Raw genomic sequence first — 20,368 nt, forward strand, 5'->3', positions numbered from 1 at the left:
GCCTGTACTTCACGCAAGCGGTGGCCCAGTCGGCTCCGGAAGGCGGCCCGTTCCTCAGCGTCGGGGCACTGTGCGGCACACTCGACGACGAGGTCGAACGGCTCGTCCGCCTCGGGGCCGTGTTTCTCCATGATTCCCCGGGCGATCCCCGGTCTGTGGCGATGGCGGACCCAGAAGGCCATCAGTTCATGGTCGAGTTGAGCGACGAGGGGCTCCTCGACGATGAACTCGGCTTCACGCGGTAGAGCCTTTCGTTCCGGCAAAGGTCTTTTCGCGAAGCGCGTCGAGGGTGGCGGCGGGGTGTGGTCAAGTTGGAGACGCTGCAGCTGGCTCCGCCGGTCAGAGCGCACTCGGCGGTGGGCGTTGCTCTGGTGCGCAGACGGGGAGTAGGGCCAATTCATGGCACGTTGGATGAATTCAGGCTCAGGTCGGGGCGACTGCGTTGCGCCAGACCTTCTATGCGGTGGTCGCGTCGCAGGCGGAAGGCGTGTTCTTCGGCGGCGGATGTGCGAAGCAGCTAATGGTGGGGAGTGCTCAGGGCCAAGGGCGTGGAGTTCAAGCACGTCTTCCTGCCTCGACGCGATGCGTCGCTGCCACATCAGCGGCATGCTGACGCAGCCAGCGTCGAGGAACGTCAGAGACGGCTCGGGAGCGCGAGGAACTGCTGCGCGGCCGGCCCTTTGTGGCCATGCCCTGGGCTCGCGGCCTGCTCTGGCATGGCGGCATCGCTGGGTAGGGTCACGGACCCAGTGAGTGCCCAGTTTTGGCTTTTCCCGCTGAGACGGAGCAGGCGCTTAGGAGGCACCTGGTGGATAGGGGAGCGGTATGCCTGTGACCTGCACGAATGGCCCTACGAGCTGATCGCTGCCCAAAACTTTCGAGGATTTCGGGATGGCGCTTCATCTGACCTGCCCGCTTGGGGGGAATTCGCGCCGACCTAGCTGGTTTTGTTTGATCGGTGGCTCGGGCTGGTGACGCTGGGCAGGATGCGGTGGGACGGCGATCAGTCTGAGTCAGGGCAACTGGAGGGGGACACATGGCGATCGAGGTGCTGCCGGTGGCGGGGGAGCAGTTTGGACTGCTCGATGCCGTGATTGCGTTGGGTGACCGGTACACGAGATTCCTGGGCTTGGTAACGCCGCCTGCTTACCTCAAGCACGCTGAGGACGGAGGTCTGCTGGCTGCCGTGGAGGACGAGGAAGTCGTCGGCTACGCGCTCTTCGGGCTGCCCAAGCGGAATCACTATGTGCGTCTTGCTCACCTGTGCGTGGCTGAGGAGCACCGGGGAAGGGGTATCGCCCGTCTGCTGGTGGAGGCGATCCGTGAGCAGCTGTCGAGCGAGCGTCTCCTCCAACGGGTGAGCCGCAGTCCGCAGGATCGGGACATTCAGAGTGCGACCATCCAGCGCCCATGCGTACAGGGCCGCAGGACGAAGCCGCGGGACAGCTCCGCACCCGCGCAGACGAAGAACAAATCGCCGTTCTGCGCGACAGCGGCCGCGCCGAGGACATCGCCGAACTCGCCGAGACACTGTTCGCAGCTCGTCCACATGAAGCGTCACCGCAGCGGGCGACACCACCCTGACACGGGCGACATCCCAAGCGACGTCCGGGCGTGAGCGGGAGGCCCAGTCCGTCAGGATCGTCGATCCCCACCTCTCCGCAGCGGCCGTGGAAGCCGCTGGGGCTGACGGTTTCACTGTGGATGAGGGTGGCTTCACCGCGCTCTCTATGTCGGCTCCACCACGGTTGGGGTCGCCACTCGGTTTACCCAGCATGCCCGGGACGCCCGCAAGACGATCGACTGGACCACCGCGTACATCATCCCGCTCCAAGACGACTCTCCGGTCCGGGCCGTCCGCCGTATCGAGGACCGCATAGGCCCGGCTGTGCGGCCGGAGCGCAACAAGGTGCTGTCTTGTATCACGGTAGCTCGCTGAGGCCATCGCCCTCTTCCATTTGGTTGCCCGCTCAGCCCGAATACGGACCATCCGGGTCGGCGGGCCGCCGAGGTCCCCGGGACGATTAGCCTTCGGGTGGCGACCCAGCCGGACGAGAGAGTCGAAGCGGCCAGCGAGCAGCGGATCTCGGCGCGATGGGTCATCGCCCTGGCGCTCGGGCTGCGGTAGGGCGATGTCCTCGGGCTCATATGGGAAGACGTCGACTTCGATCGAGGCTAACGCTGCGGTGAACGCAGTACGGGACGCCTATGCGTCTGATGGTCGAGATAATGCGATCTGGAGAATCCTTCACGCGCCTGCTGGTCACCGATGAAGACGGCCGACAGACGAAGGTGGAAATGGGCTACGAGTCGCGTGCCAAGCCTCGGTGGCCGCCCCGCCCCACACCTGGTGAAGGCCAAGGCGGTCGCCGCCGAGCACTACGCCTTCTGCCCAGACAACATCGTCCAAGGCCACCACGAAACTCTCCGCACCTACGCGGCCAAGGCGGTCCTGGATCGCCACGTCTGGCACTTCTGGTGGGACTGATGGCACGCGGCCCGGCGCGCCCTCAACCGGCCTGAGCGGCGCGTCACGTCCACTCGTCGGCCTCCGCCTGCCTTAGCACCCGCTCGACAGCCGCCTGGAGTTGGTCGGGCGGGTAGCCGTTCCTGCGCAGCAGCCGCAGCACACGGGCCACGACGCGGTCCCGGGCCTGGTCCTTCAGCCGCCAGTCGACCGTGGTGACACTCCTGACCTGGCCGTACAGCTCGCGCGCGAGCCGGGCCAGGACTGCCGCCCCCATCATGTCGGTTACGAGCGGGGCGACCACGAGCGCGTCGTAGATGGCAAGTTCGTCCTCGGTCAGCTCCAGCCGCTGCGCCCGCGCACGGTCGTCGGACACCTCGTGGGCCAGGGCGACCAGGGACGCCATGACCTCGGCGGCCGTCATCAGGCCGTTGGCGTAGCGGTCCACGGCCTGCCGCGTCCTCGCGGTGAGGGCCTCCTGGCGAACGACATTGTCCGGGTGCGCCTGCCGGATGTCCCTGACCAGCGTGCGGCGCAGCGCCTCAACGGCGAGGTGCGGGCGGCGGCTCGCCCGGAGCCGGTCCAGCAGGGCGTCGTCCGGGCGGGAGAGGTCCGCTTCGGCCAGGCCGGCGGCGTCGTACAGGTCGGCCGAGCCGCCGGTGTCGTCGGCGGACGCATCCAGCTTCTCCCGCGCGGTCCGCACGGCCTCGAAGAAGCGGATGTCCGCGAGCAGGTCCCGCACCCCGGCGTCCGCCGGGCAGAGCGAGAACGCACCGCGCATGAGGTTCACGTGCCGCGTGAACCGGTCGCCGCGCCGGGCCGTTCCCGGCCGCGCGCCGGGCTCGGGAGCGGCGAGGTGGTCCAATACCGCCGTCACAGCCCCCCGGTACGCGTCCGGGCCGCTGCCGTCGCGAATCTCCCGCCACGGGCAGTCGGCCAGGACGTCCAGGAGCCGCCGGTGGTTGTCACGGACGGCGCCCACTGCGTGCGCGACGTCCGTGACGGGTGCGCCGCCGTCCCCGTCCTGCCGAGTGGCGTCGGCCAGCACCTCGACGAGTTGCGGGCCTACGCCCTGGTAGTCCACGACCAAGCCGGACGGTTTGCCGTCCCACGTGCGGTTCAACAGGGTGACGGCCTCCAGCAGCGCGGGGCCGCGCATCCGCTGGTCCAGGTAGAGGGTGTGCAGCGGCGGGGCGTCGAAGCCGGTCAGCCACAGCGACCGGACGATGACCAGTTCCAGTTCGTCGTCGGGATCCAAGATCTGCCGTTGGATCGTCCTCAGCCCCTCCGGGGTGTGGACGTGGTCCGCGATCTCGGCGGAGTCCCCGATGTGGCCCGTGACGGCCGCCCGGATCCGCCCGCCGGTGTCGGCCAGCAGCCCTGTCCGGGGGTCCCGGCCGCTGGCCCACTCCGGCCGCAGCCGCGCGAGGGCATCGAACAGCCGCACCGCCGCAAGCCGTGACGAGGTCACCACCATGCCCTTGCCGGGCCGGCCGGTGAGCTTGACCATCTCAGTGCGCCGTACGTCCCAGTGCGCGAGGATGTCCCGGGCCAGCGCCTCGGTCCGCGCGGGGGAAGCGGCCATGTCAGCAGCATCGGGAACGAAGCCGACGTCGAAGTTGACGTCGAAGTCCACGTCCTCGGGTGGCGTCCGGATCGGGCGCGACTCGTAGAAGACGGGCACGGCCGTTCCGTCGTCCACCGCCTGCGCCAGATCGTAGGTGTGGATGGTGTTGCCGAACACAGCGTGCGTGCGGCCGTTCCGGTCGTCCGCCAGGGTGCTGGTGAACGCGATGAAGGTGGCGTTCGGCAGCGCCTCGCGCAGGTTGAGGGCATGCCGGGCGCTCTGTCCGCGGTGGGCTTCGTCGACCACGACGATGACGTCGCGGCGTGCGGACACCAGCGGATGGCGAGCGCCCGCTTCACGTTCCTCGTGGGTGAGACGGAACTTCTGCATGGTCGCGAAGACGACACCGCTGTGGGCGTCGCGCCGCAGCAACTGCCGCAGCTGCGTGCTGTCCTGGGCCCATTCGACGCCGCCGCCGATCGCCGCCGGCAGGGTGCAACTGGCGGCGAAGGCCGCGTAGAGCCGGTTGCCGACGTCGACGCGGTCAGTGAGGACGACGAACATCGGGTGCGGCAGTTCGGGCGCCCGCGCGGCCTTGCCGACGTAGAACAACATCTCCTGGCTCCGGCCCGCGCCCTGCGCGTGCCGGACGACCCCGGCCCGGCCGTCCGTCGCGACGGCGGTCTCGGTGGCGCGGACTGCCGCGTTGACGGCGAAGAACTGGTGGGCCCTGGCGAGGGTGACGGTGTCCACCGCGCCCGTCCGGCGCGCGGAGTACGACAGGAAGTTGGCCACGAGATCAAGGAGCCGGGCGGGTTCGACGGCGCCAAGCAGCATCCGCTCCAAGGCGCGCCCGTCCTGCCGCTCCCTCCGGCGCAGCAGTGCACCGTCGGGGTCGGCGTGCCAGGGCGCCATGTGGTCCCAGGCGGTGAACGGGGTGCCCATCCGGGCGGTCGTGCCGTCGGAGACGAGGGTCACCAGGACGTTCGCGAACGTGCCCGTCTCCTTCAGATCGCGGCGGTAGCCCTGGATCTGGTCGTACGCGTCGCGGGCGCCATCCCGACCGCTAGCCCGCTTCAGCTCGACGGCCGCGAGGGGCAGGCCGTTGACGTACAGCACGATGTCGAAGACGGCAACGCGGTCCTGGGCGCTGCGGACCTTGACCTGGCGGGCGGCGAGCAGGTCGTTCGCGTGCGGGTCGGAGAAGTCGACTGGGCGGACAACCGTGTGCCGTTCCCCGCCGCCTGCCGCGTCCGGGTACGGGACGCCGACGCCGTTGACCAGCCGCTGGTGGAACCGGTGGCTCTCGCGGAGATCGTTCCTGGTGGGCCGCTCCAGCAGTTGGGCGACTGCGTCGTCAACGGACCGCTCGGGCAGGTGTGGGTAGCGCCGCGCGATCGCCTCGCTCAGGCGCGGACGCAGGACCAGGTCGTCCCAGTCGCTCCGCTCCCCGGAGGACGGCCCGAGCTCGGCCCTGTCGATTGGCCGCCAGCCGTACTCGCCAAGCAGTTCGAGGGTGTGCCCTTCCAGCTCCCGCTCGGTCGGCCCTGCGGCGCCCGCGACGCGCTCGCTCATCCGGCCTCCCTCACCACGCGGGCAGCGTCCCCGACCCGCAGCCGGCCGGAGACCAGCCCGGGGAGCAGGGTGTCGCGCAGTGCCGCGAGGGTACGGTTCTCGGCCGCGGTCTGCGCCGCGCTCGCGTGCAGGGCGTCCAGTCTCGCGGACAGCCCGGCCCGCTCGCCCTCGGCCGGAAGGGGAAGGGGCCAGCCGGGCATGTCCCTCAGCGAAAGCCGGTCCACGGTGGCGCCCTGGAGCGTACGGCGGCCGATCTCGTCCTGGAATGCGGGGCTGAGGTAGGCGTGCAGGAGCAGCGCGCCGCCCGCCGCGGGGGTCTTCGCCCGTAGGAGTGCCATCCGGCGGCCCAGGCACGCCCGGACACCGGGCGGCATGAGCGCCGCGTGGCCGAGCCGGGTCTCGTACGAGAACAGCACGTCGCCAGCCCGCGGCCGGACGCGCCTGGTCCAGCTGGCGAAGTCTTCCTCGGACAGGTGGGCGGAGGCGGCCAGGTCCAGGCGGCCGGCGTCCAGGCTGCTGATGCTGAGGAACCACGGGCCGGATGCGGTCTTCACCGGCGTGGCGTGCGGCCCGTCGTGCAGTTCCGCGACCTGGCCCAACCGCTGCGGGGGGCCCGCCGGCGCCGCCGCGAACGAGGCGCCAGCCAGCTCAAGGCAGGTTTCGGCCGTGCGCTCGTTGGCGGCGATCTTGTCGTCCAGTGCCCCGAGGACATCGGCGACGGCCCGCTGCTCCGGCAGCGGCCGGGCGGGGACCGGGAGATCGCCGAGGATGTCCGGGGTGACGTGCAGAACCCTCGTGGTCACGGCACGCGAACGGATCAGCGCCACCATGCCCGGGTCCAGGAGGCAGTAGTAGAGGAACCTGATGTCCGCCCGGTCCGGGTCTACCCGTATCCGCGCCAGGGCCGGTGACAGGACGTACCGGTCATGGATTCCGGCAGGCACGATTCCCACCTGGCCAAGCGTACCGCGCTGGGTGAGGACGAGGTCGCCCGGAACGGCGAGGTGGCGGGCGAGTGCGCCGTCCGCGCGGGCGGCCGGGACGAAGACGAGACCGGCCGACGAGAAGTACCCGCCGCCGGCCAGGTTCTGGCCGCGGACGACCGGGACCCCCTCCGGGACGAAGTCCCGCTTTCCGAGGCGGGAGCCGAGCGGTCCGCCGACGAGGCCGTCCGGCACGGCGAAGTCCTTCAGGGGCCGCGCGTGGACGGCCTTCACGACACTCTCCGCAACTGCGCGTCGACGGCCTTCGCCAAGCGCTCGGACTCGGCGAACTGCTCGCGCAGCAGGGCGGTCAGTCGGGCGACCCTCGCGTCCGGCGGCTCGGCGTCCGGGTCCGCCGCGGCCTCGGCCGTGCCGACGTACCGGCCTGGGGTCAGAACGAAGTCCTGCTCGGCGATGGCGGACAGGGGCACGCTCGCGCAGAAGCCCAGCTCGTCCTCGTACGTGTCGGCGCCGGGCTCGCCGCGCCAGGCACGGACCCGGTCGCCGATGCGGACGATCTCCTCGTCGCTCAGCTCCCGCAGGGTGCGGTCCGCCATGAACCCCAGCTCCCGGGCGTCGACGAACAGCACCTCGCCGCCGCGTTCCCGAGCCCAGCTGGAGCCCCGCCCCTTGCCGTCGGCGAGGAGCCACACGCACGCCGGGATGGCGGTGGTGCGGAACAGCTGGCCCGGTAGCGCGATCACGCAGGCCACCAGGTCGGCTTCGAGCATCGCCCGGCGGATGTCCCCCTCACCGGACTGCCTGCTGCTCATCGACCCGTTGGCGAGCACCACGCCCGCCCGCCCGCCCGGGGCGAGCTTGCTCACCGTGTGCTGGAGCCACGCGTAGTTCGCGTTGTTGACCGGCGGGGTGCCGTAGACCCAGCGCCGGTCCATCGCCAGGAAGTCGCCGCCCCAGTCGGAGAGGTTGAACGGCGGGGCGGCCAGCGCGACCTGTGCCTTGAGGTCCGGGTGCCGGTCGTCGCGGAAGACGTCGGCCGGCCCGGTGCCGAGACCGGCCTCGATCCCGTGGACGGCCAGGTTCATGTGGGCCAGCCGCCAGGTGGTGGCGTTCCGTTCCTGGCCGTAGAACGCCACGTTCAGCCAGTCGCCGCCGTGGGTTCTGACCGAGTGCGCCGTCTGGACGAACATGCCGCCGGAGCCGCACGCCGGGTCGTACACCCGCTCGCCCTCCCGGGGCCCGAGGACTTCCACCAGGAGCCGGACGACACTGGCTGGGGTGAAGAACTCACCGCCCCTGCGCCCCTCGGAGGCGGCAAACCGGGCGAGGAAGAACTCGTAGACCTCGCCCACGACGTCCGGGGCGCCGGGCCCGCCGGCCTGTTCTTGGAACACCACGCGGTCGAGCAGCTCCACGAGGTCGGCCAGGCGCCGCCCGTCTACACTGCTGTCGCCGTAGATCTTCGGGAGGGTCCCGACCAGAGCTGGGTTGTAGCCCTCAATCGCGCGCATCGCGGAGTCGATCGCCTCGCCGATGCCAGCCCCGCCCCCCGTTCCCCGCGCCAGGTCCACGACGCTCTCCCAACGGGCTGCCGGGGGAACGTAGTAGACGCCGGAGCCCGTGTACTCACGGCGCTCCTCCAGGGTCGCGAGCAGTCCGGCCTCCTCCCATCCGCCTTCCGCGCGCAGTTCGGCCTCCAGCTGCCGCCGCCGCTCGGCCATCGCCGCAGACACGTACTTCAGGAAGACCAGGCCCAGCACGAAGTGCTTGTAGGCGGTGGCGTCCAAGCTGCCGCGCAGCTTGTCGGCGGCACGCCAGAGGATGTCCTTCATCTCTTCCGGGGACCGCTTCTTCCGTGGCGGCACAGCTGCCTCGCTTCTCTCGTGTTCGACTTCGTGCTTCCCCCATGGGACCACCGGCTACCGGCTCGGCCGCCGCCGCAACGCCAGCGCACCGTCGGCGACCCCGGCGGCGAGCCGCTCGGCCAGCGTGTCCAGCGCGTCCAGTTGGCGCCGCACCTCGGCGCGGTGCCGGTCGGTCTCGGCGAGGACGGCCTCTAGTTCGGTGATCTCCTCGGGCGGCAGCTGCGGCAGGTCCATGTCGCGTACGCTGACACGCCGCACCAGCGAACCGCTGCTGCGATGCTGGTTCCTGGGCGCGGCCAGCAGCCGGGCCAGCGGGTGCGGGCCGATCCACAGGCCGCCGGTCGCCCGCTGCTGCTGGTGCTGCGCATAGGCGGTGATCCGCAGGCCCTGCACCGGCGCCAGCAGGACGCAGCCGCCCACGTCGTCCACATGGGTGCGCACCCCGTGCTCGGTGAGCAGCAGGACGTCGCCGCGCTCGGTCACCGCCGCCTGCGGGTAGCTGGCCAGCGCCTCCGGCGCGATACGCCGCCGACCGATCGGCAGTGTGCCCAGCATCTCCTCCCGGCCGATGACGACCAGGCCCTCGCCGGCGATGTCCTCGGAGTGGATGCGGTGCCCCGGGAGCAGCTTCAACTGCCCGGCCCGCACGTGCTCGTCGAGCCGGCGGTGCGGCACCGGGCTCTCCCGCTTGGCGATGCCCAGGCCGCCGATCCACTCCCGCAGGTCGGGCAGCGCCGCCGCCGCCTCCCGGCGGGCGTCCAGGGACGCCTCGAAGTGGTCGAGTCCCGGCTCGGGGGAGGCCAGCCGGTGGGCGGGCAGCAGGGACCGGCCGTCCAGCAGCTGCTCCCCGCGCGGGTTCGCGGCCGTCACCGGGATGTCACGGACCTCTTCGGACGCCGGGAGGTCCGCCGTGCTCAGCGCGTCGGTGACGAACTCGGCCCAGCGCTGCCCCAGCCCCGTCCGCAGCGCGATCCGGTCGCCGTCCACCACCCGCGTCAGGCCGCGCTCGGCCGGTCCGGCGTCCCGGCGCAGGACCAGCAGGGCGAGTTCCGCACCGGTGCGGAACGGATGTATGCGGCGCGGGAGTTGGACGATGCTAGCCACCGCGTCTTCCATGAAGAGGTGCTCCCGCAGCCGGACGTTCGGGCTGCGGACGCCCGTCCTCTGGCGGGCCAGCGTCCACGACGGCACGACCACGTACGCGGTGCCATCGGGCCCGAGCAGATTCAGCGCCTCGACGGCCCGGCTCAGCGGCCCGTCCTCGTCCGTCTCGCGCTCGCCCGCCGCATAGGGCGGGTCGACGACTACGACGTCGGCCACCGTGTGCCCGTCGGCCCGCAGCGCCGCGACGTCGGCATACACGTCGACGCCCCGCACACCGTGCGCCAGCAGGCGGTGGCCCAGCAGTTCACGGCGCAGCCCGTCCGCCTCCATCGCGGTGATCCGGCCGTGCCGACCACGGTCGAGGGCGAAGAGCAGCTCTCCCGTGCCGGCGTGCAGGTTGATCACCGAGGGGCGGGCACATTCGGCCCCACCGGCGGCCTCGCGGCGGCGGACCAGCGCGCCGATCAGCTCCGCGACCACCGCTGGGGTGGCGTCTATGGCCAGGTCGGATTCGAGCCGGCCGGCCAAGCCGAGCACCGCGTCGGCGGCGGCGCCCGGCGTCTCCGTACCGTCCAGCAGGTCATCCACCGCTTGTCCGAGCTGTCCGTCCGCGGCCGGAGCCCGCCGGTTACCCGCGGCCGCATCGGCGATAAGCGACAGGGCAGACCTGATCAGCGTCTCCGCCGAGATGCCGTCGTGCTTCAGCGCGACCAACCGCCGCAACCGGAGAGCCTCCCGGAACCGGTCTCCGTACGTCGGCATACGTCCGTCCTCCCGCCGTTGCGCGTCGGGGACGGGCCGGGTATCCAGCCACTCGGCGACTTCCTCCGCGTCGAACAGCGGCTTGTTCTCGGTGCCGCCCATCGCGGCCGGAAAGGACGCGTGTCGGCGGCGCCAGTTGCTCACGGTGGGACGGCCCACGCTGGCGAGTTCCTTGATCTCGCCGAGTGTCACCGGCTTGAACCGGTTCCGGTTCTTACGCGTCCGCTGGTTCCCCTGGCTCACAGCCGAATCTCCTCCTCTCCGGACAGCACTCGTTCCTTGCGAGCCAGCACCTGCGGCACTTGGCCGAACTTCTCGTGCAGCGCGGCCGTCTCGGGGCTGACGTAGCCCATCAGCGTGAGCGCGGCGGCGAAGCGGTCCTCCAACTCCATGTGGAAGACGCGCTCGTGGTGGGCGACCCGATTCCGCAGCTTCAGAAGTCTCTTCAACTCCAGGTGCAGTTCATCGCGGCGGATGCCGTGCGCCCGAAAGAGGTGCTGAAGCGACGCGTTCCACAGCTGCATCTCGTAGTGGCGCCCTTCGCCTCTGGCGAAGAGGCCAACCCAGAAGCCGAACGACAACTGCGCCACGACGTCGCAGGGAGCGTCCGGCTTGCGCATCGTGCGCAGCTTCTCCCGGGCATCGGCGATGTTGCCCTGGCCGACCCGGTGCAGTCGGATGCGCCGGTCGTTCCACCAGTCGTCCCGGCGGTACTTGCCCGCGAGCTGCCGGTGGACGGCGTTGCGGTAGCAGATCTCCAGGTCCCGCAAGATGCTGTGTAAAGCCCGGCTGACCTCGGCGTCCCACGCATACAGGCGCAGTGCCACCGTGGCGTCGCCCCCGCATACCGCGAGGAACGGCTGAAAGCGCTCGGCCGACATGGCCCGTACCAGTTCCTGCTCATCGCTCCGCATCACTGCGCCCCCTGTGTCCGACGCAGATGGCAGATAGCTGTGCTAGATTTTTCTGCGTACGCCTTGGAACTTCTGTCACTGCACCTGGTTGCATACAGCCCGAGGCAAGAAGCATGATCCGGCTCCCTGCCCCGAGGTCCGCCCGCAGCGATCAGGCGGACTCCGGGGCATAGCTGTATCCCGGGACACAGCCGCTGAGGCTGGGCGTTCACCACTTCGACCAAGGTCCACGCTAGCAGCGGCGCAACCGCCGGTGCCACATTCACAGATACCCGGACCCGAGAAGCCCACTTCTCACCAGCAGCTCGTTCCAGGCGGGCAGTAACGGAACCGTAAGCGCTAGCTCTCCCGCACAGCCGGGCGAGGGGCTGGCAGGGTTATCTCGGCCGCGGTCAGCAGCAAGCTGCTGCACCATGCCCCTCCTCATCGAGGAGGAAGGGCTGCCGGCCCGCGCCCCGCTCGCCAGCTGACCGCGAAGTTCGGCACCGTGCTGGTGATCGTGGACCAAGCCGTCTCCATCGGAGCTCTACTGCTCACCGTCGCCCGCGATGCAGGCTGCAAGGTCGCCTACCTGCCCGGAGTCGCCGTGCGTCGGATCGCCGACCCGCTGACGGCCAGGTGATCGTGGACATCGACGGCGTGCTGGTCATCGCACACTCCGGGAAGCAGGACGCCACCGCGACCTGGAAGAAGACCTTCGGCCATCATCCGCTCGTCGCGTTCGTCGACCATGGCCAGACCGGGTCCGGAGAACCGGTGGCCGCCCTGCTGCGGCCCGGCAACGCAGGCTCCAACACCGCCGCCGACCACATCGAAGCTGCCCCCGGTACAAGCACGGGTGCCCGGAAGCCTCGCCCTGCGGCCGGAAGCCGGGTTTCTGCCCGGACAAGGTACAGGTCCGGCGCGAGACCAAGAAGAACACCAAGTCGCGCGCCGGCCGCCGTGCCGTGCCCCTGCCAGGCCCGCTGGTGGTCATGCTGCGGGCACACGCCGAGACCCAAGCGCGCGAGCGCAAGGCGGCCGGTGATCTCTGGATCGAGTCGGACTACGTGTTCACCAAGCCGCTGGGCGGCCCCCTGAGCCCGAACACGGATCACGACTGGAAGCGGCTGCTGGAAGACGCGGGGGTCCATGACGCTCGGCTGCATGACGCGCGTCACACAGCCGCCACCGTGCTCATGCTGCTCGGTGTCCCGGACCGCGTAATCGACCAGATCATGGGCTGGGAGCCGGTCACCTCCGCGAGCATGCGGGCCCGGTACCTCCACGTGCCGGACGCCATGCTGAAGGACGTCGCCCGGAAGATCGCCGATGTCATCTGGGGATCCCCGGGAACACCTCCTGTGGACAAAAACCAGGACAACGAGGTCTGAGGACAACGTCGAAGGGCCCCCTGTTTCCAGGGGGCCCTTCGACATCGTGCCCGGTGAGGCACTGGCGGAGGATACGAGATTCGAACTCGTGAGGGGTTGCCCCAACACGCTTTCCAAATGTTCGTCTGGGGGTCCGGAGGGGTACCTGCGATGGAGCAGGTGAGGGCAGGGCCTCTGAATGGTGCCGGACGTGCGTGAATGAGACCAGAATTGAGACCATGGTTCATTCGGGAGGCCAAGCGTGGCTAGTCGAATCAGCCCTGGTAGCGCCGAATGCCTCGGCCTTGCAGCGGCGGCGAATCTGTCTTGGCCAGCAGCCGCTATTCGGCCTCGTCGTCCAGGTCGAGCGCCTCTTCCTCGACCGCGAGGTAGGTGTCTGCGGTCGCCGCCTCCAGAAATCCCTCCTCCCTTGGGAGTGCGAGGCGCGGAGCCAGATCGATGAGGTGCATCCAGGAGCCGCTGTCCCCCATCGTGAAACCGTCTCGTACGGACCGGAGCTGGTCGTCCCGCTGTTCCTCTCGGACTTCCCGCACGTACTCCTGGACCTCGGCGATCCTTTCCTCGTACACGCGATCGCTCATCTGTCGTTCGGGCATCCGCGTGACTGTACCGTCCACGGGCTGAACTTCGCGGGGAAGCTCCTCCAGATATTTGGGCCGCTCTTCCCGGACCCGGGCGACGACACGACGCTCCGCGTAGGCCAGCGCACGGCATGCGCCGTACAGGCGCCGTGACATCCCGAGCATGAGATCCGTTCCCGGCAGTCGTCCCGTCAGCATGTCCAGACCGTTCTGTTGCCTAACGGCCTCGTCCCCGGCATCAGGAGGGACGTGGCGGCGCAGCTCGGTCGTCGCGCGGTCGCTTTCCAGTAGTCGGATCAGGTCTCCTCGCGCTGCCGATCCTTCCTCGGGCTTGCCGACAGCCGTGATGCGCAACCCGTCCCGGGGGAGCGATGTCAGCACCAGATATGTCAGCATGCGCGACCGAGCGAGCTCCAGGAGCGCCTCGTCGTCCTGCACCAGCGCTTCTTCGTCAGTGCTGTCCACAGAGACGTCACCGGAGTTCCCAGTCTTCGGTAGGCCCTCGACGCCGTCCTGCCCCAGCGCTTTTTCGTCAGTGTTGTCCACAGAGACGTCACCGGAGTTCCCAGTCTTCGGTAGGCCCTCAACGTCGATCATCATGAACAGACGCCGTTCCAAGCTGGTGCCGCACAGCACCTTCTGGTGCGGAACGGGCACGAGGGCGCCGACGTCCAGTTGCTTCGCTCCCTTGACCCTGGGGCGCAGGCCGAGCCGGCGGCTCCCTTTCGCCTCGACCAGCCAGAGCTCGGACGTGGCCGGGTGCGTGCCGAACAGGTCCGGCAGACTGGGCGTCTTGGCCCAGCCGGGTGCCGCCCCCTGTGGTACCGCGCTCTCGGCGTGCGTGGTGGGACCGAGCCCCATCCGCCGGCAGGCCCACTCGGCCATCGTCATGCCGACGTGGTAGCCGAAGGCGCTACGAGTCGAACTCTCAGTTCCGTGGGAGTAGACGACGCTGGGCACGACCTCGCGCCCGGCGCGGACGAGGTAGGCCGAGAGGGGGTACCGGCGGGCCATGATCTCGCGGCGTGCGAGACGGGGGGTGGCAGCGATCCAAGGGCCGATGTTCCGTCCGACGGTGGTCGTGGCGTCGAGGAGGGCACGCCACGTCGTCCCGACCAGATACGCGCCGTCTACAGGGATGCCAGCGCCCTTGGGCCAGGGCTGGTGGGCCGAAGCCACCTGTGCGGGGGAGGGGCGTGGCGCCGGGGTCAGCGGAGAACTGCGGTGGAGGAATACGGGGACGTCGAAGGCGTCGGGTGCGGATATCGGGTTATCCGCGGTCCCCGCCCAGGCAGGCGGCTGCATGAGCCCACTGTGCCACCGGCTCGCGCCGCCGGGTGAATAAAGCGAGAATTGAGACCACCGGACGGGCAGCGGACTACCTGTGGAGACAGCGTGCTGGCCGTTGATCCGCAGCTGCCAGACGGGTGGCAGGCCCTGAACTCCTCGTCGGATGCGCCCGCTGAACAGCGCACCATCCGCATAGCCACGCCGGACACCGTCACCATTACCCAGGCCGGCATTACCGAGGCCATCAGCAGCGCCTTCACCGGATCCTTCGACACAGTTGTGGAGCGGTGGGCGCCTGCCCATGCGGATCTGAACTGCGCCAACATGACCGGGCCGACGTTCTGTCTCTTCGACTAGGAAGACTGGGGCAACGCTCCCCGAGGACTGGATGCCGCATCGCTGTGGGGCAACTCCCTCGCCGTCCCGGGTCTGGCCGACCGAGTACGGCATGAGCGGCGTAGCGACTTCGAGAGCCGGGACGGCAAGCTGATGACGCTGTTCGTGTGCGCGAAAATCCTCGGACCGGATGCACACCCGGAGGACCCTCGGTTGGAGCCCGCCCGCCAGATGGCGGAGCAGGTCATCGCAGAGCTTCAGGTGGGCTGACTGGGCTTGATGCGCTTTGACGGACATCTGAGATCAGGGGTTCTGCCCCGGGAGGATGTCCATCATGGAGAGCATGGGGAAGAAGAAGCCTCGGCCTCGCCGTTCGTTCACGTCGGAGTTCAAGGCCGAGATCGTCGAGCTGTGCCGGCGTGGTGACCGCTCGGTCGGTCAGGTCGCCAAGGACTTCGACCTGACCGAGACCGCGGTGCGGCTGTGGGTCAGCCAGGCCGAGGTCGACGCGGGCGAGCGCGATGGGCTGACCAGCAGCGAACGTGAGGAGTTGGCCGCGCTGCGGCGGGAGAACCGCCGGTTGCGGGAGGACGTGGAGGTCCTCAAGCGGGCGACGGCTTTCTTCGCGAAGGAGACCCGGTGACGGTGCACCCGTTCATCGAGGCGGAGAAGCGAGACGGTCACAACGTCAAGCGCGCGTGTGAACTGCTGCAGGTCTCCCGAGCCGCCTTCTACGCCCGCCGCAGTGGCAGGACCGGTCCGCGGGCGGTCCGCGATGCCGAGCTGACCGAGAAGATCGCCGAAGTTCACGAGCGGTCCCGCGGGACCTACGGAGCCCCGCGAGTCCACGCCGCCCTGCAACGACAGGGCGAGGACTGCGGCCGACGCCGCATCGCCAGACTGATGCGCAACGCCGGGCTGCAGGGCCGGCACCGCAGACGACGGCAGCTGACGACGATCCCCGACCCGCGGGCCACGTCCCGGCCCGACCTCGTCGTCCGGGACTTCGCCCCCGACCCGGACGGCGTCGACACACGCTGGTGCGGTGACATCACCTACGTTGCCACCGAGGAGGGCTGGCTCTATCTGGCCACCGTCATCGACATCGCCTCCCGCCGCGTCGTCGGCTGGTCCACCGCCGACCACCTGCGGACCGAACTGGTCGCGGACGCTCTCACATCCGCCTGCCGCCAGCGTCGTCCCACCCGGCCAGTGATCTTCCACTCGGATCGTGGATGTCAGTACACGAGTCAGCAATTCGCCACCCTGGCAACGGAGTTCGGCGTCCGCCTGTCCGTCGGCCGCACCGGGCAGTGCTGGGACAACGCGCTCGCCGAGTCGTTCTTCGCCACCATCAAGCGGGAGTTGCTCGACACGGGTTCCTGGCCCAGCCGGGCCACCGCCCGCACTGCGATCTTCGACTTCATCGAGGGCTGGTACAACTTGCACCGACTACACAGCAGCCTCGGCTACCGCAGTCCCGCCGAATACGAGACCGCACTCGCAGCCTGACCACCACACCGATGGTGTCCGTCAAAGCGGAACAAGCTCACCTGCCTGAATCCGCAGATCAGGCGGCCTTTACAGACGATCGTCGCCGTTCACCCGTTGGACGAGCGGAAACAGATCGAGTAGCCGACGAACACCGCAAAACCGCAGGTCAGGCGCCCTTGTTCGCCTTCTCCAGCACCACAACGCACTCCACATGGTGCGTCATCGGAAAGATGTCGGCCTGAGCGAGTCACGGAAAAGACCAGGTCAGAGCAGCTTTCACGGCCCGCCGTGCAGTGTGAGTGCGCCCAGAGCGTCAAACGAGCGTCACGGTCGACAGGCCGTCCCCCCACTCGGGCCAGACTGTGCTGCCACGACCAGCTGCCCCAGCAAGCTCCGTCCCGCTCACTCCAGAGGCCAGCTGGCTCAGCATGACCCGCGCCAATACTCCGGCTCCAGAATGGAGGCATGCCCTCCAGCCCACAGCGCCCCGTACCCATGCCGAAGAACCTCTCGGGGGCGGAGGCCGAGGACCTCGCGCTGTACCGGGAGAAGTTCCGGCGGCGTCTGCCAGAGTCGCTGGAGGAGTTGCACGGCCCGATCCAAGGGGTCATAGAGCTGCCTCTGCACATGGCCTGGCCGGGATGACCTCGTATGACATGAGCAAGACTCGCCAGCGCGTGGGCCTGTACCGCACTGTCCTGCACGAGGGACGGCGCGACGACCTGCCCCGCTACCTCAACCGGACCTGCTCCTCCAGTTGTGGCCGGTGCTGCGGGTCCTGGTCGGTCGCACCGTGCGCACTGTGTGGGAGGACACCTTCCCCCAGCTCGCCTCCCGCACCCTGGCAGCCGCGTGACGGACATGCCGGAGCTGCACACGCGGCTTCTGGTGCGTGGCAGGTCGAGAGGGCAGGTCGGTCACGACTCCAGTTGCAAAACGAATCGAACAGGTGACCCCGCACATGGGGTCACGGCAATTTCCCCGGCCACAGGACGGTTCCGCCTGGCCTCGATGGTGCCACCACAGGATCCTCGCTAACTGGTGGGAGGAGAAGACCGGAGACAAGGTCCACGAACTCGGCCACGCATCACCCACGAGCAGATCACCTGGTGTAACCCGTACCTACAACGGCCAGACCCGCTGGGTGGCTACGCGGCCTTCGACCTATGCCGCCAAACGGCATGCTCCAGTGCACCCTTGTCGTGCCCGAGAAGTACGGCGGCTTCCTCATACACTGCGCGCAACTGGTCGTATGGGAGATCCGGAACACCAGCATCCACGGCGAAGGCACGCAGATGTACGTCAACGGCGACGTGCGAACGGCCGACGAGATTGCCGATGTAGTCGATGCTCTTCGGCCCCACCCCCTTCACCGTGCGCAGAGCGGCGCGATTGGCCTGACGATCGAGCCACGTGTGGAGGTCCTCGCGGGTATCGACCCCGTGGGCAGCGAGGAGGTCGGTGGTGGCGTGGGCCGTCGCGACCTTCTGTGCGTGGTTGAACTTCATGGCCACGGCAAGGTCTTCCGTGACGAGCCGGAGCTGGAAGCCTCGGACTGTTCTCGCATCAGGCCAGCTCGATTGCAGATGGAGGAGCCGCGGTCGGAGAGTCCCCTCGTACCTGCACCGGGGCTGGAAGCTGACGTCGCAGATGACAGTACCCATGTGGGTCCATCCACCGGGCTGGGGAAACGGACCGCTGCCAAGCAGGTGTTGAACGTGGTCGGCGAGCCGCTGGGCACAGCTGGATGCGGGCATGGACCAATGATGGCGCTGCGGTCTGACAGTCTGGTTGGAAAGTTCAAAGACTCTCGAATGGATGGAGCGCGGGGGGGGGGAGGGTGCCGTTCCATCGGGCAGCCCCCTCCATGATGGGAAAGCTGCCTATTTCGGCTACCGAGTCTCCGTCGAGACCGGGGCGAGGCGGAATTGGCACTGGATCGTGTTGAACTCGATCACCTCGGCGACGAAGCGGAACCTGTCGCCAACTGCAACGGTGGCAGGGACCTGCTTGCCAGTCAGGTGCAGGTTGCCGGTGTTGACGTCCTCGTACTTAAAGCTCGGGCCGTCCGTCGTCTGCGGCCCCTTGTCGCCCGGGCCGAGAAGGAAGTCGTAGCGCGTCTGGTCATCCCCGTAGGACGCCATGTGCCTGATCGACCCGTCGAAGGCGACCGTCTGCCCCTCGTGCTTGTTTGCGAAGTTCACGTTCGCTTCGTCACACGGATCCGCCTTCAACAACGCCGCGAACTCTCGATTGTTCCGCGCCGTGATCACCTCAGCGGCAGTCGGCTCATCTGCGGGCGGCGTAACGGAAGGCTTCTCGCTGCTGGCCGTCGAACTGGCTGACGCGCCCTTCTCTTCATCTCCGTCGCCGAGCGCAACGCCAGTGCCGATGCTGGCGGCCAAGACCACGAGGACGGCAGCCCCCGCCCCGATCAGACGCCACGGTAGTGGCTTCTTCGGCCGGCGGAAGTTGAGGGTGGTGCGAAGTCTGCCTGGGAGCTGTTCCACGAGCTCCCATCCGTCCTTCTGCATCTTCGAGATCACCAAACCGTGGGTGCCCCGAACCGTCAGCACAGCCTTGTACTCGTACTTGATCTCATCGGCCATGCGGCTCCCCGCCCCCTGAAGCGAACTCGTCATACCAACTGGGCGCGAGCATAGATGACTTCGCGAAGAGCCCAGCGTCACGAACCGGCGACTCATCACCGGCATCCGCAGCACGCTGAACGCGTGGAATCCCGCGGTCACGCGCAGGCCATCTCTCCGAGGCGCTCCCGCAATCACGCTGCCCTCCAAGGGTTCATTGTGTGCAGACCTCCGAAATGCTCTGATACAGAACAAGTCCCAACCCGGTTGACGACCAAGACATCGCCTTCCGCCGCGATCTGAGGGCCATGCAGCGGCATCTAAGAGGTCGTTTTCTTCTGCGCTGCCTGCATATGGGGCGATTCTTGGAGTGCGGATGGTGGTGTAGGAGAGGTAGCAGGTGCCGTTGGGACATGTGGGTCGTGCGGGGTGACGGGTGGGGCAGGATGCGGCTCGTGTCTGTCTCATCCCAAGACGCGGCGTTTGCGTCGCGTGCTTCCGTCGTCATCGTTGTACGCCTGGGCGCTCTCGGTCTGCGGCGGTACGCCGGAAGCATGCCGACGCGACGCCCGTATCCGAGTGATCTGTCCGATGCCCGCTGGGAGTTGATCGAGCCGGTACTTGCCGCCTGGCGCTTCGAGCGCCACGGCAGGGCCCTCGACTTCGGCCGGCCGCCCGAGCAAGACCTGCGCGACATCATGGACGCGATCTTGTACGTGGACCGGACCGGGGTTCAGTGGCGCTACCTCCCGCATGACTTCCCGAACTGGAACACTGTCTACGGCTACTTCACGAAGTGGCAGCAGGAGGGCGTGTTCGCCCAGCTCAACGGCCTGCTTCGGCAGCTGTTGCGGCAGAAGGAAGGTCGGGACGCCGAGCCGTCGGCCTGCGTGATCGACGCACAGAGCGTCAAGACCTCCACCAGCGTTCATGCCTCGAGTCAGGGTATCGACGCGGGCAAGAAGATCGTGGGCAGGAAGCGGAACATCGTCACCGACACGATCGGGCTCCTGATAGCAGTGCTGGTCACAGCGGCGAGCGTGCAGGACTCGGTGGCCGGCACCCAGCTCCTGGACCAGGTCGCCGCCGAGCACCCCGGCATCCGCAAGGTGTGGGTCGACGGCGGATACCGCCGGCAGCTCGTCGAGCATGCCGCCACCCTCGGCATCGACATGGAGATTACCGCCCGCACTCCGGGGACCAGGGGATTCACTCCGATCCCTAAGCGGTGGGCAGTCGAGCGGACCTACGGCTGGTTGATGCTCCACCGTCGCCTGGCCCGTGACTACGAGACCCTGCCTGCCCGTTCCGAAGCCATGATCCACATTGCCATGACCGACCTCATGGCCCGCCGCCTCACCGGCGAGAACACCATCACATGGCGCGACCCGACACCCCAGACCAAAAACTTAATTCCGGGATAAAACACTGGGAGAAAACGACCTCTAAACCGGATGGAATGCCGTCCCCGGAGATCAGGGAACCCCTCCGCAGCGGCCCGTCCCGGA

14 protein-coding genes and 5 pseudogenes are annotated in these 20,368 nt (G+C 68.6%); 11 read left to right on the plus strand and 8 right to left on the minus strand.

Annotated elements, in window-relative coordinates:
- Window positions 1–20 precede the first annotated feature (20 nt).
- From QT196_RS29910 to QT196_RS29920, 3 genes are all read left to right on the plus strand, one after another.
- The gene (locus tag QT196_RS29910; RefSeq protein ID WP_290356018.1) at window positions 21–245 is read left to right on the plus strand and encodes a VOC family protein; all 225 of its coding nucleotides are present in this window, start codon (window positions 21–23) and stop codon (window positions 243–245) included.
- Window positions 246–1,036: 791 nt separating this feature from the next.
- Entirely contained in the window at window positions 1,037–1,618 is a 582-nt protein-coding gene (locus QT196_RS29915) for a GNAT family N-acetyltransferase (protein ID WP_290356019.1), read from the plus strand.
- A gap of 696 nt (window positions 1,619–2,314) precedes the next feature.
- Window positions 2,315–2,488, plus strand: a complete 174-nt coding sequence (locus QT196_RS29920) for a DUF4253 domain-containing protein (protein ID WP_290356020.1) — start codon at window positions 2,315–2,317, stop codon at window positions 2,486–2,488.
- A gap of 43 nt (window positions 2,489–2,531) precedes the next feature.
- Here QT196_RS29920 and QT196_RS29925 read toward each other — a convergent pair whose 3' ends face one another.
- The 5 genes from QT196_RS29925 to QT196_RS29945 are packed head-to-tail and all read right to left on the minus strand — an operon-like array spanning window position 2,532 to window position 11,198.
- On the minus strand, window positions 2,532–5,609 hold the full coding sequence (locus tag QT196_RS29925; RefSeq protein WP_290356021.1) for an HsdR family type I site-specific deoxyribonuclease: 3,078 nt from the start codon (window positions 5,607–5,609) through the stop codon (window positions 2,532–2,534).
- Window positions 5,606–6,826 (minus strand): hypothetical protein, encoded by a 1,221-nt coding sequence (locus QT196_RS29930; RefSeq protein WP_290356022.1) that lies wholly within the window; start codon window positions 6,824–6,826, stop codon window positions 5,606–5,608. Before QT196_RS29930 ends, QT196_RS29925 begins: the two co-directional genes overlap by 4 nt.
- Window positions 6,823–8,418 carry a type I restriction-modification system subunit M gene (locus tag QT196_RS29935; RefSeq protein WP_290356023.1) on the minus strand — a complete coding sequence of 532 codons (1,596 nt, stop codon included), beginning with the start codon at window positions 8,416–8,418 and terminating at the stop codon, window positions 6,823–6,825. Before QT196_RS29935 ends, QT196_RS29930 begins: the two co-directional genes overlap by 4 nt.
- 54 nt (window positions 8,419–8,472) lie before the next feature.
- Window positions 8,473–10,527, minus strand: a complete 2,055-nt coding sequence (locus tag QT196_RS29940; RefSeq protein ID WP_290356024.1) for a hypothetical protein — start codon at window positions 10,525–10,527, stop codon at window positions 8,473–8,475.
- Entirely contained in the window at window positions 10,524–11,198 is a 675-nt protein-coding gene (locus tag QT196_RS29945) for an Abi family protein (RefSeq protein ID WP_290356025.1), read from the minus strand. Before QT196_RS29945 ends, QT196_RS29940 begins: the two co-directional genes overlap by 4 nt.
- Window positions 11,199–11,664: 466 nt before the next feature.
- On the opposite strand from QT196_RS29945, the pseudogene QT196_RS29950 reads away from it, so the two are divergent.
- The 3 pseudogenes from QT196_RS29950 to QT196_RS29960 all read left to right on the plus strand — a co-directional run.
- Window positions 11,665–11,802, plus strand: a pseudogene (locus tag QT196_RS29950) (transposase); the annotation flags it as partial.
- Window positions 11,803–11,810: 8 nt separating this feature from the next.
- A pseudogene (locus tag QT196_RS29955) lies at window positions 11,811–12,011 on the plus strand (transposase); the annotation flags it as partial.
- An 8-nt stretch (window positions 12,012–12,019) separates the two neighbouring features.
- Window positions 12,020–12,571, plus strand: a pseudogene (locus QT196_RS29960) (tyrosine-type recombinase/integrase); the annotation flags it as partial.
- A 320-nt stretch (window positions 12,572–12,891) separates the two neighbouring features.
- Here QT196_RS29960 and QT196_RS29965 read toward each other — a convergent pair.
- Entirely contained in the window at window positions 12,892–14,457 is a 1,566-nt protein-coding gene (locus QT196_RS29965) for a hypothetical protein (protein ID WP_290356026.1), read from the minus strand.
- An 81-nt stretch (window positions 14,458–14,538) separates the two neighbouring features.
- Here QT196_RS29965 and QT196_RS29970 point away from each other — a divergent pair.
- From QT196_RS29970 to QT196_RS29985, 4 genes and pseudogenes are all read left to right on the plus strand, one after another.
- Window positions 14,539–15,048, plus strand: a pseudogene (locus QT196_RS29970) (hypothetical protein); the annotation flags it as partial.
- Between the two features lie 64 nt (window positions 15,049–15,112).
- Window positions 15,113–15,421: a transposase gene (locus QT196_RS29975; RefSeq protein ID WP_168477819.1), complete on the plus strand. Its 309-nt coding sequence runs from the start codon at window positions 15,113–15,115 to the stop codon at window positions 15,419–15,421.
- The gene (locus QT196_RS29980; RefSeq protein WP_168478147.1) at window positions 15,418–16,290 is read left to right on the plus strand and encodes an IS3 family transposase; all 873 of its coding nucleotides are present in this window, start codon (window positions 15,418–15,420) and stop codon (window positions 16,288–16,290) included. The genes QT196_RS29975 and QT196_RS29980 overlap by 4 nt, the downstream gene beginning before the upstream one ends.
- A 447-nt stretch (window positions 16,291–16,737) precedes the next feature.
- Window positions 16,738–17,128, plus strand: a pseudogene (locus QT196_RS29985) (hypothetical protein).
- A 292-nt stretch (window positions 17,129–17,420) separates the two neighbouring features.
- Here QT196_RS29985 and QT196_RS29990 read toward each other — a convergent pair.
- Window positions 17,421–17,786: a hypothetical protein gene (locus QT196_RS29990; RefSeq protein WP_290356027.1), complete on the minus strand. Its 366-nt coding sequence runs from the start codon at window positions 17,784–17,786 to the stop codon at window positions 17,421–17,423.
- 378 nt (window positions 17,787–18,164) lie between these two features.
- Window positions 18,165–18,881 (minus strand): DUF4839 domain-containing protein, encoded by a 717-nt coding sequence (locus QT196_RS29995; RefSeq protein WP_290356028.1) that lies wholly within the window; start codon window positions 18,879–18,881, stop codon window positions 18,165–18,167.
- Window positions 18,882–19,414: 533 nt separating this feature from the next.
- Here QT196_RS29995 and QT196_RS30000 point away from each other — a divergent pair.
- On the plus strand, window positions 19,415–20,284 hold the full coding sequence (locus QT196_RS30000; RefSeq protein ID WP_290356029.1) for an IS5 family transposase: 870 nt from the start codon (window positions 19,415–19,417) through the stop codon (window positions 20,282–20,284).
- Window positions 20,285–20,368: the final 84 nt, after the last annotated feature.

The sequence above is a fragment of the Streptomyces sp. P9-2B-2 genome (genome assembly GCF_030406865.1).
GTDB lineage: Bacteria > Actinomycetota > Actinomycetes > Streptomycetales > Streptomycetaceae > Streptomyces > Streptomyces platensis.